At 62.4% G+C, this 10642-nt stretch carries 8 protein-coding genes (1 of these 8 cut by a window edge); 5 read left to right on the top strand and 3 right to left on the bottom strand.

Going from position 1 to position 10642, the window contains the following annotated elements:
* The 4 genes from lhpI to PY308_RS00650 all read left to right on the top strand — a co-directional run.
* Positions 1 to 123 carry the final stretch of a bifunctional Delta(1)-pyrroline-2-carboxylate/Delta(1)-piperideine-2-carboxylate reductase gene (lhpI, locus tag PY308_RS00665; protein WP_275786900.1) on the top strand. 822 nt of this gene lie to the left of the window's left edge, so the window shows 123 of its 945 coding nt (coding positions 823-945); its start codon lies beyond the left edge, outside the window; its stop codon occupies positions 121 to 123.
* 196 nt (positions 124 to 319) lie between these two features.
* Complete coding sequence (hrpB, locus tag PY308_RS00660) at positions 320 to 2779, top strand: ATP-dependent helicase HrpB (protein ID WP_434064272.1); 2460 nt, start codon at positions 320 to 322, stop codon at positions 2777 to 2779.
* A gap of 28 nt (positions 2780 to 2807) precedes the next feature.
* The gene (locus tag PY308_RS00655; protein WP_275786893.1) at positions 2808 to 4103 is read left to right on the top strand and encodes an ActS/PrrB/RegB family redox-sensitive histidine kinase; all 1296 of its coding nucleotides are present in this window, start codon (positions 2808 to 2810) and stop codon (positions 4101 to 4103) included.
* A 78-nt stretch (positions 4104 to 4181) separates the two neighbouring features.
* The gene (locus tag PY308_RS00650) at positions 4182 to 4760 is read left to right on the top strand and encodes an ActR/PrrA/RegA family redox response regulator transcription factor (RefSeq protein ID WP_275786891.1); all 579 of its coding nucleotides are present in this window, start codon (positions 4182 to 4184) and stop codon (positions 4758 to 4760) included.
* 4 nt (positions 4761 to 4764) lie between these two features.
* On the opposite strand, the gene PY308_RS00645 is transcribed toward PY308_RS00650, so the two are convergent.
* On the bottom strand, positions 4765 to 5298 hold the full coding sequence (locus tag PY308_RS00645; RefSeq protein WP_275786888.1) for an MmcB family DNA repair protein: 534 nt from the start codon (positions 5296 to 5298) through the stop codon (positions 4765 to 4767).
* Positions 5299 to 5479: 181 nt separating this feature from the next.
* Between PY308_RS00645 and PY308_RS00640 the strand changes: the two genes are divergently transcribed.
* A complete protein-coding gene (locus PY308_RS00640) occupies positions 5480 to 6142 on the top strand; it encodes a L,D-transpeptidase (RefSeq protein ID WP_275786885.1) in 663 nt (220 codons plus the stop codon).
* Positions 6143 to 6310: 168 nt separating this feature from the next.
* Here PY308_RS00640 and PY308_RS00635 read toward each other — a convergent pair whose 3' ends face one another.
* Together PY308_RS00635 and PY308_RS00630 are read right to left on the bottom strand one after the other, a co-directional pair.
* A complete protein-coding gene (locus tag PY308_RS00635) occupies positions 6311 to 8473 on the bottom strand; it encodes a malate synthase G (protein ID WP_275786883.1) in 2163 nt (720 codons plus the stop codon).
* Positions 8474 to 8575: 102 nt separating this feature from the next.
* On the bottom strand, positions 8576 to 10582 hold the full coding sequence (locus tag PY308_RS00630) for a hydantoinase/oxoprolinase family protein (RefSeq protein ID WP_275786882.1): 2007 nt from the start codon (positions 10580 to 10582) through the stop codon (positions 8576 to 8578).
* Between the last annotated feature and the right edge of the window lie 60 nt (positions 10583 to 10642).

Genomic DNA, 10642 nt, shown 5'->3' with positions numbered 1-10642 from the left:
GCCAGCGGAGCGCATCCCGGGCGCAGGCTGGCCGACGAAATCACCCTGTTCAAATCAGTTGGCGCAGCGCTTGAGGACCTGGCCGGCGCCATACTTGCCTTCGAGCGGTCCCGCCCGGTCTAACGATATACAGTCCCCATTGCAGTATTCGCCATGCTCTTGCTATGCGCAAATGGGACGGGATGGACACTGGCTGCACCATGAAGGACAAAACATTGAACTGCATCGCCTGTCATCATACCCGCCAGTCCCCTGCCCGCGTCCGGGCAGGATCGAGGGTTCGCCCAATGGCAGGCGGGGCTGGTTCACCATGCGCATGATGGACATATTGCCCGATCTCCCGGTCAAGGCGATCCTGCCCGAACTGGGTGAGGCGCTTGAGAGCAAGCCGTCCCTGGTCCTGTCGGCGCCGCCGGGGGCCGGCAAGACGACGCTCGTGCCGCTCTTCCTGCTGGATCAGCCCTGGCGCGGCGACCGACGCATCCTTCTGCTGGAGCCCCGGCGGCTTGCCGCTCGGGCGGCGGCCGGGCGCATGGCCAGCCTCATCGGCGAGACGGTTGGCGAGACGGTCGGCTATCGCATGCGGCTTGATAGCCGGATTTCGCAGAAGACCCGGATCGAAGTGATTACCGAAGGCGTTTTCGCCCGGATGCTGCTGGATGATCCGGAACTGCCGGGTGTCGCCGCCGTTCTTTTCGACGAATTCCACGAGCGGTCGCTCGATGCCGATTTCGGCCTGGCGCTCACGCTCGACGTCCAGCGGGCGCTCAGGGAGGATCTGAGGCTGGTCGTGATGTCGGCAACGCTGGACGTCGAACGGGTTGCAGCGTTGCTTGGCGATGCGCCGGTCGTTGAAAGCAAAGGACGCAGCTTTCCCGTCGAGCTCAGATATCAGGAGCGGCCGGCCGGAGAGCGTATCGAAGATTCTGTCACGCGTGCCATCCTCGAAGCCCACCGGCAGGAAGCGGGCTCGATTCTCGCCTTTCTTCCCGGCCGGGCCGAAATCACGCGGACAGCCGAGCGGCTGGAGGGCCGTCTTGACGCGGGCACGGCCGTGACCCCGCTCTACGGCAATCTTAGCCAAGCGGAGCAGGATGCAGCCATCCGGCCGGCGGCGGCAGGTATGCGCAAGATCGTGCTTGCCACATCGATCGCCGAGACATCAATCACTATCGACGGCGTGCGGATCGTCATTGACAGCGGACTGCAGCGGCTGCCGGCTTTCGAAGCTTCCACGGGGATAACGCGGCTGGAGACGGTGCGGGTCTCGCGCGCCTCCGCCGACCAGCGGGCCGGACGCGCCGGGCGCACCGAGCCCGGTATTGCCATCCGGCTCTGGCATCAGGGCCAGACGGCGGCTCTGCCGGCTTTCACGCCGCCGCAGATTCTGACGAGCGACTTGTCGGGCCTGGTTCTCGATCTCGCGCATTGGGGTGTCGGTGATCCATCGACCCTTGCCTTTCTCGACCTGCCGCCCGCCACGGCCTGGCAGGAGGCAAAGGCCCTGCTTCGACAGCTAGAGGCTATCGATGGCAACGGTGCCTTGACGGCGCGGGGCAAACGCATCCGAAATCTCGCCCTGCCGCCGCGGCTTGCCGCAATGGCGGTTTCAGCCGCTGACGAGGGGCAAGGACAAGAAGCCTGCCTGCTGGCCGTGCTTTTGACCGAGCAGGGGCTGGGCGGCACCAGTCTCGACCTCGAGGAGCGGCTGCGACGCTTCAAATCGGAGCGCGGCGACAGGGCTGAAGCATCGCGCGGCCTTGCGCGGCGCATGGCAAGAGAGATCGGCGGCGCAGGCGCGCCGGGCGCACCCGTCCAGCCGGGTGTCCTTTTGATGCATGCCTTTCCCGACAGGATCGCCCTTCAGCGCGGCGGACGCGGCCGGTTCATCATGGCCAATGGACGCGGCGCCGAGCTGCCCGACACGGAGCGCCTCGCTGGAGCCACCATGCTTGTCATCGCCGACCTGACAGGGCGGGCTGGGGCGCAGCGCATTCTTGCCGCGGCCGAGATTTCACGCGCCGATGTCGAGGCGCATCTGCCACACGCGATTCTGCGGGAGGACCAAAGTGTTTTCGACCGGGCAAGCCGGCAGGTCCGGGCCCGGCGGGTTACGCGACTGGGTGCCATTATTTTCGAAGAGATCCCGCTTCCCCGCCCCAAGGGCGAGGCTGCGGCCCGGGCGCTTGCAGACGGCGTGCGGCAACTGGGCCTTGCAGCCCTTCCGTTTTCCAAGGACGCGACGCAACTGCGCGACAGGATCGGCTTTCTCCATCGCATGCTTGGCGACCCCTGGCCCGATATGTCCGATGAGTCCCTTCTGGCGCGGCTGGACGAGTGGTTTGTTCCGTTCCAGGGGGATACCCGCGGTATTGACGACATTCCTCCCGCCAGCCTGTCGGAAGGGTTGCTGTCGCTTGTCCCGCTTGAAACAGCCCGCGACCTCTCCCGACTTGCGCCCACACATTTCCAAGCACCGACGGGGCAGCGGCACCCCATCCGCTACGACGGAGAAGAGCCGGTGCTTTCGATCCGTGTTCAGGAGCTCTACGGGCTGAAAGCCCATCCCGCGATTGGAGCCGGGCGTCTGCCGCTGCTGCTGGAACTGATGTCGCCGGGTCACAAGCCGATGCAGACAACGCGGGACCTGCCGGGTTTCTGGGCGGGATCCTGGCGGGACGTGCGCGCCGATATGCGCGGACGCTATCCGAAGCACCCTTGGCCGGAGGATCCGGCAAGCGCGCAGCCGACGACGCGGGCCAAGCCGCGTGGTACATGAAGCTCACCTCTGGAAAACAGGAGACGACATGGCGACGGACGCGGTCGAGGACGGTACAACCAGCCGGGTGCTGCGGCTGCAAACCATCGTGCGCCTGCGGTGGCTTGCTGTGGGAGGGCAGTCGATCACCGTCATCGTCACGGCGTTCTGGCTGCGTTTTCCCCTACCGCTGATCGCCTGCTGCGCGCTGATTGCTCTGCTTGCATGGGTGAACGCTTATCTGACGATCCGTTATCCGCCGACGCACCGGCTGCAGCCGCCGGCCGCCTTTGCCCTGCTCGGCATCGACCTCGCGCAGTTGACCGCACTTCTTTTCATTACGGGCGGTCTTGCCAATCCCTTTGCTCCGCTGGTCTGCGTGCCCGTCATCATCTCGTCGGCGTCGCAGCCGAAACTGCACAGTATCGGGCTTGCAATCCTGGCGATTTTCGGGATTACGGCGCTTGCTTTCACCCCCTTTCCGCTGCCCTGGTACTCCGGGGTGGAGCTTTTGATCCCGACAGTGCTGACGGCAGGCTTCTGGTTCGCGATCATATCAACGACGACTTTTGCCGCCTTCTACACGTATCGCGTCTCGCTTGAAGCGAGCGAACTGTCCGAGGCGCTCAGCGCGACGGAGCTGGTTCTTCAACGGGAAAAGCATCTATCGCAACTCGACGGGCTCGCCGCCGCCGCCGCCCATGAGTTGGGGACGCCGCTCGCCACGATCAGCGTGGTCGCCAAGGAAATGGAGCGCGAACTCGGCAACGATCCGCGTTTCGGCGAGGATGTTCAGTTGCTGCGCAGTCAAAGCGAGCGTTGCCGCGACATCTTGAGACGACTGACGACATTGTCGTCGGAGAACGAGCCGCATATGCGGCATATGCCGCTGTCGTCCTTGATCGAGGAGGTCATGGCGCCACACAGGGAGTTCGGGATTGAGATCAGCCTTGTCGAAAACGGTGATCGCGCCCACGAGCCTGTCGGAAATCGCAATGCAGGTATTCTTTACGGCCTCGGCAATCTGCTTGAGAATGCGGTGGACTATGCCAAGACAGAGGTGACGGTCACCGTTTCCCATACGCCGGATGTCGTTTCCGTCACCATCGAGGATGACGGCGATGGCTACGCGCCGGACATATTGAGCCGGATCGGCGAGCCTTACGTCACCAAGCGTCAGAAGGACGACAGTGCCGGAGGACTGGGGCTTGGCCTGTTCATTGCCAAAACCCTGCTTGAACGTTCCGGCGCCAGGCTTACTTTCGAAAACAGCACCGCCAAGCCCGGCGCCAGGGTCAGTGTCGAGTGGCCGCGCCTGCTGATGGACACCAAATTGGCGAAATGACTTTACGGCCTTTTCATCCGGGAATAAGCCACTTGCGGAGAGACGAAGGACAACCGGCCTTGCCTCGAGGAGCGTGACATGACGGACAAGATCGACAGTGATTCGGCCAGCGAGAGCACTGCGCTGATGGGCGCGGACGCGTCTCTCCTGATCGTGGATGACGACGCGCCTTTCCTGCGGCGGCTTGCCCGGGCCATGGAGACCCGCGGCTTTGCCGTGGACATCGCCGAGTCGGTCGCCGAAGGTATTGCCAAGGCAAAGACCCGTCCGCCGAAATATGCGGTCGTCGATCTCAGGCTGGGCGACGGCAGCGGCCTCGACGTCATCGAGGCAATCCGGGCGCAGCGCGGCGACACCCGCATCATCATGCTGACCGGCTATGGCAATATTGCTACGGCCGTCAATGCCGTGAAGCTGGGCGCGGTCGACTATCTCGCCAAGCCAGCCGATGCCGACGACATTTTTGCGGCACTGGTGCAAAAGACCGGGGAACGGGCCGAACCGCCGGAAAATCCGATGTCGGCGGACCGGGTGCGCTGGGAGCATATCCAACGCGTCTACGAAATGTGCGAGCGCAATGTCTCGGAGACGGCGCGGCGGCTGAACATGCACAGGCGCACCTTGCAGCGCATCCTTGCCAAACGCGCGCCCAAATAGCGCCTCACGCGCTCTCGTCCAGCGAGCCCGAAACGATCTCGCGCATGTCCTGCCTGGTGCCGCCTGTTCGGTCCGTGCTCCATTCGGCGAGCATCAGGCGCTGCGCCGCCACCCGCGCAAAATTCAAGGAGACCGATTTGCGCGTCGATGCCGACAGGCGATGTTCCGGGGCCTCGCGAATCAATCCGGCATCGTAGCCGTCCGACAGGAGAAGCCCGCATTCTTCCGGGAATATATCGAGCGGCACTCCGCCGTGGGTGGCAAAGAACAGTCTGTCCGAATGCAGCCGGTAATCGGGCCATTTGCGATCGACCCGGAAATCCTCGATCGAGGTCTTGATTTCGATGATCCATATGTCGCCCTTGGGCGAAAGCGAAACGAGATCGGCCCGCCTTCCGCTCGAAAGCGTCAGTTCGGGCAGCACGGCATGGCGCATTTCATGCAGATATCGCTGCACGCCCCGCCGCACCATCAGAGCGCGCTGCGACTGCCGTCCGTCGACCAAAGGACTATCGTTGTGGATAGAGAGAATCGCCATGCATTAAACACTGGCACAGAGCCGCGTTTGTTGCAAAAAAACACTTGATGGGCTTTTTGAAGCATCCGAAAAAAATGCTGCACCGCATTCCCTTGCTTTCGCGATGTTAATCGAAAATAAACCATAATCGCTGATGGTCGAGAAGACCCAGATATTCTTAACTTCATTTTAAGAGAAACCCATGCGCTTCCGCAATGCAGTTCTGCTGTGCAGCCTCGCGGCCACCCTTGCTTTGGCCAGTTGCTCCACCGCACCGATCTCTCCCCTCGGCGAAAAAGTCGCGACAAATCAGATTTTCTCCAATGGCTACGGCCCGGTCGAAGATCACGGCTACGCCCTCCCGGCCATTCCCATCGCCAAGGTCAACGAGCGCTTCCACCGCCAGATCGTCGATTACAGCACCAAGGAAAAGCCCGGCACGATTATCGTCAATACGCCGAACCGCTTTCTCTATTTCGTGATGCCTGGCGGCAAGGCCGTTCGCTACGGCATCGGCGTCGGCAAAGCGGGCTTTGCGTGGGAAGGCCGCGCCTATGTGGCCTGGAAGCAGGAATGGCCGACCTGGCATCCGCCGAAGGAAATGGCCGAGCGTAAGCCTGATGTCGCCCAGTATGTCGAGAAGGGCATGGGGCCCGGCCTGCGCAATCCTCTTGGCGCGCGCGCCATGTACCTGTTCAATGACGAGGGCAAGGATACATTGTTCCGTATCCACGGCTCGCCCGAATGGGCTTCGATTGGCACGGCCGCCTCTTCCGGCTGCATCCGGATGATCAATCAGGACATCATCGACCTTTACGCCCGCGTTCGCCCAGGCACAAACACCCACGTCATCGTCCAGCAGTAAGCGCAGGCCAATCGATCCGCATCATCCCCGGCCTTGTCCGGGGATTTTTTATGGAGCGCCGCCAGCCGCTCGCAGATCTCACGCCATGCGAGCGTTATAATGTGACCGGTCACCCGTCGGATGTATGGCGCGATCGCCGGACATATCAACCTGTGCGGCAACGGGCGGTTAGGATGCCGCCTTCAGTTCAAGTCGACGCCGGTGCAGGACCGGCTCCGTATAGCCGCTCGGCTGTTCGCGGCCTTTCAAGACCAGCTCGAGTGCGGCCTGAAAAGCAACGGACCCCTCGAAATCGGCGGCCATCGGCCGATAGACCGGATCGCCGGCATTCTGGCCATCGACCACGGCTGCCATACGCTTCATCGTTTCGATAATCTGCCCTTCGGTCGCCACGCCATGATGCAGCCAGTTGGCCATGTGCTGGGCGGAGATGCGCAGGGTGGCACGGTCCTCCATCAGGCCGACATTGTTGATATCGGGAACCTTGGAGCAACCGACGCCCTGATCGATCCAGCGGACGACATAGCCGAGAATGCCCTGGGCATTGTTGTCGAGCTCACGCTGGATTTCCTCCGGCGTCCAGTTGGGACGGGTCGCCACCGGGACGGAAAGAATATCCGTGAGTTTGGCACGTGAGCGGCTTTTCAGCTCCTGCTGAACAGCGGCCACATCGACGGTATGATAATGCGTAGCATGCAAGGTGGCGGCCGTTGGCGAAGGAACCCAGGCTGTATTGGCCCCGGCCTTCGGATGGGCGATCTTCTGTGCGAGCATCGCTGCCATCAGATCCGGCATGGCCCACATTCCCTTGCCGATCTGCGCGTGGCCGGCGAGACCGCATTCCAGCCCGATATCGACGTTCCAGTTTTCGTAAGCCGCGATCCAGGGCGCTTGCTTCATGTCACCCTTGCGAATCATCGGGCCGGCTTCCATCGAGGTGTGCATCTCGTCGCCGGTGCGATCAAGGAAGCCGGTGTTGATGAAGACGACGCGCTCGCGGGCGGCCCGGATGCACTCCTTGAGATTGACGGTGGTACGGCGCTCCTCATCCATGATGCCCATTTTCAGGGTATTTGCCGCCAGTCCCAATGCCTGTTCGGCCCGCCCGAAAATTTCGCTTGCGAAAGCGACCTCTTCCGGCCCGTGCATCTTCGGCTTGACGATATAGACGGACCCTTCGCGCGAGTTCATCCGCCGGCCGCTCGCCCCGATGTCGTGCAGAGCGATAAGCCCGGTGATCACAGCATCCATGATGCCTTCGGGAACCTCGTTACCGTCCCGGTCGAGGATCGCCGGATTGGTCATAAGGTGCCCGACATTGCGCACCAGCATCAAAGCGCGGCCCTTGAGTGAAAGGCTGCCGCCGGCGGGCGCAGAAAAAATCAGGTCGTCATTGAGCCTGCGCGTAAAGGTCCGGCCGTTCTTGACGACCTCTTCCTGAAGGTCGCCCTTCATCAGTCCGAGCCAGTTGCGATAGACCACCACCTTGTCATCGGCATCGACAGCGGCGACGGAATCCTCGCAGTCCATGATCGCAGTGATCGCCGATTCCAGAATCACGTCCGAGATATGCGCCGGGTCGGAACTGCCGATCGCGGTCGATGCGTCGAGAACGATCTGAACATGCAGATTGTGCTTCTTCAGGAGAATATGCGTCGGCGCCCCGGCCTCGCCTCGATAGCCGGCGAATTGTGCAGCTTCGGCAAGAACGGTCGCCCCGGCTGCTGTCGAAAGCGCAAGGCTGCCCTGCACGACGGAAATGCCCGTGACATCCGCCCAGCTTCCGGCGTCAAGCGGGACACTCCCGTCGAGGAAGCTTCGCGCCCAGGCTATGACCTTAAGACCACGGACCGCATTATAGCCTTTACCCTTTTCAGCACCGTCCGCCTCGGAAATTGCATCGGTGCCATAAAGCGCATCGTAGAGCGAGCCCCAGCGCGCATTGGCTGCATTCAGCGCGTAACGCGCATTCATGACCGGCACGACGAGCTGCGGGCCGGCGATCTCAGACATTTCCGGATCGACATTGCTTGTGGACACGGAAAAATCCGGCCCTTCCGGCAGGAGGTAGCCGATCTCCGCGAGGAATTTCTCATAGACTTCCATGTCCACGGGAGCACCGTTTCGGCGATACCATGTGTCCAGTGCCTCCTGGAGTGAGTCGCGCTTGGCAAGAAGAGACCGGTTTTTCGGTGCGAGATCGTGAACGATATCCGAGAAATCCTGGAAAAAGCGATCCGCATCGAGGCCTGTTCCCGGAAGCGCCTCGATCACGAGGAAGTCATGTAGGCCCGTATCGATGTTCAACCCGCTTTTCTCTATTCGGCCCATCGGTAAATCCTTGAAATCTCTATTCAACATTTGGTGCCGCAGTTTCTCACGCTTTGCCATCCTGTCAATCGGGCAAAAATGCGAAGGATTTTATTCGTTCTGTTATAAATGGCCGCGAGCCATGCGCGGCCGGCCGGTGGCGACGGCGATGAAACGTGCCTCCACGAGCTTGCGGCTTCCTTCGATCTCCGGTGCGTCGATCTCCTCGCGAACCGTCACCACGGGTTCGCTGGCGCCATTGGCCTGCGCCGCAGCGAAGGCAGCCGATCGGGCACCCTCCCGTGCGGCATCGAAAGCCTGTTTCTGCTTGAGAAAGCGACGGTTTATCCCTGCCCCATTGACGATGTAGATGCCTTCCTCCGGCATGGTCACGAAAACAGTGACCGATGCGCGGATCTGTCCGACGACCGCGCCAACCGCATTGGCGACGCCGGCATCGGATGGAATGCAGGACTGGGCCCCTAGCATCGCCGCGATAGCCGGGTAATAGACGGGTGCGGACGCCCCGAGACCCACCAGTGGCCGGTCGAGCGCCAACGAGAAACTGACGATGCCATCCTGTCGTTTCAGCGCACGATCGACCGCCAGAGAGACGGCCGGATCGATTGCGGCGCCATCCTCCGCTAGGCAGGCGGACAGGATGAGTTCCGCGGACTGCCGCGTCAGCCGGGCAACGACAAGATCCGAAAGACCTTCAGCGGACGCTGCCAGTGGTTTGCCGGAGCCATCCTTGATGCGCGCTGCAAGTTCGGCACCCAACCTCGCAGCTGCGGCATTCCACTGGTTCTGGCGGGAAAGCACGTGCATGGCATCCGACGGCGTGAAGCCGCAGATATGCACGAGCCCGCGGGCCACCAGCCGGTCAAGCGTTGCCTTCTGCGGCGTGCTGGTCAAGAGGCCGTCCAGCGGCATCGGCACCGCGCCGATACGGTCGTACAAAGCCTGTTCCTGCGCCTGGAGCCCGCTGGCCAGGTTATCCGGCAGGCCGGTGCGAACAGCGAAGCGACCATCGTGACGACCGACATGCGCCGACCGCAGCTGACGTTCCAGAACGGCAGTGATCGCCTCACCATGCTGCGTTGCCGCGAGACTGAGCGGCTGAAGGCGACGCGGCCCGAGCTCGATCGCGGCCTTGAGACCACGATCGTTGATCCGAACCTCCGAATCGCCACCAAGGCCGAAGGTGCGCATTGCAACAGCTTCCACCATGGTCCGGAAGCCGCCAACGACAGCGCCCTCCCCGTCGAGACGGGGCTGGCCCTGGTCGAGCACCGCCACGTCCGTCGTGGTGCCGCCGATATCGGAGACCACGGCATTGTCGAGACCTGTCAGATGACGGGCGCCGACAAGGCTTGCGGCCGGGCCGGACAGAATAGTCTCGATCGGCCGCAGCCGCGCTTCCGCCGCGGATATCAAGGCCCCGTCGCCGCGAACCACCATAACCGGGACATGAATGCCGCGTCTCTCGAGAAATCCTTCGCAGGCGCCGATCAACCGGTCTATCATCGAGACCAGACGCGCATTGAGCAGCGTCGTCAGGGCGCGCCGGGGGCCTCCCAGCCTGGAAGACAGTTCATGGCTGCATGTCACGGGGAGATGTGACATGGCACGAATGCGATCCCGCACCCGCTGTTCATGAGCCGGATTACGGACGGCAAAATAACCGGCAACCGCAAAAGACGACACCTCCCGTGCAAGGTGAGGCAAAGCCTCGTCCAGAGCCCTCATGTCGAGGATTGTTTCGCTGCCATGCACGTCGTGGCCACCCGGCAGAAAGATGACCGGATCGGAACCGAGAGCCTCCCGCAGGCCGTCACGCTTGAGATCCTCCGGCCCGAAACCGATCATGACAAGCCCGGCGCGACCCCCCTGGCCCTCGACCAAAGCATTCGTGGCAAGGGTCGTCGACAGGGAAACGAGGCTGATGGCGGACAACGGCGCCCGCGCCTGTTCCAGAACCGCCTCGACCGCACCGGAAATTCCAACGGCCAGATCATGCCGCGTCGTCAGCGCCTTTGCCTTGGCGACAACGCCTGACGCCTCGCTGAAGAGAACCGCGTCGGTGTAGGTTCCGCCTGTATCTATACCCAGAAGAAGATGGTCGTTCACGCGAATATATCCCGTTCAGGCCAGCCGAAACCCGGCTTCAAAGCATGGTGACGAGGTGAT

Origin of the sequence: Pararhizobium gei (genome assembly GCF_029223885.1) — a bacterium.
GTDB classification, from domain to species: domain Bacteria; phylum Pseudomonadota; class Alphaproteobacteria; order Rhizobiales; family Rhizobiaceae; genus Pararhizobium; species Pararhizobium gei.
This window is presented reverse-complemented; position numbering and strand designations above follow the sequence as displayed.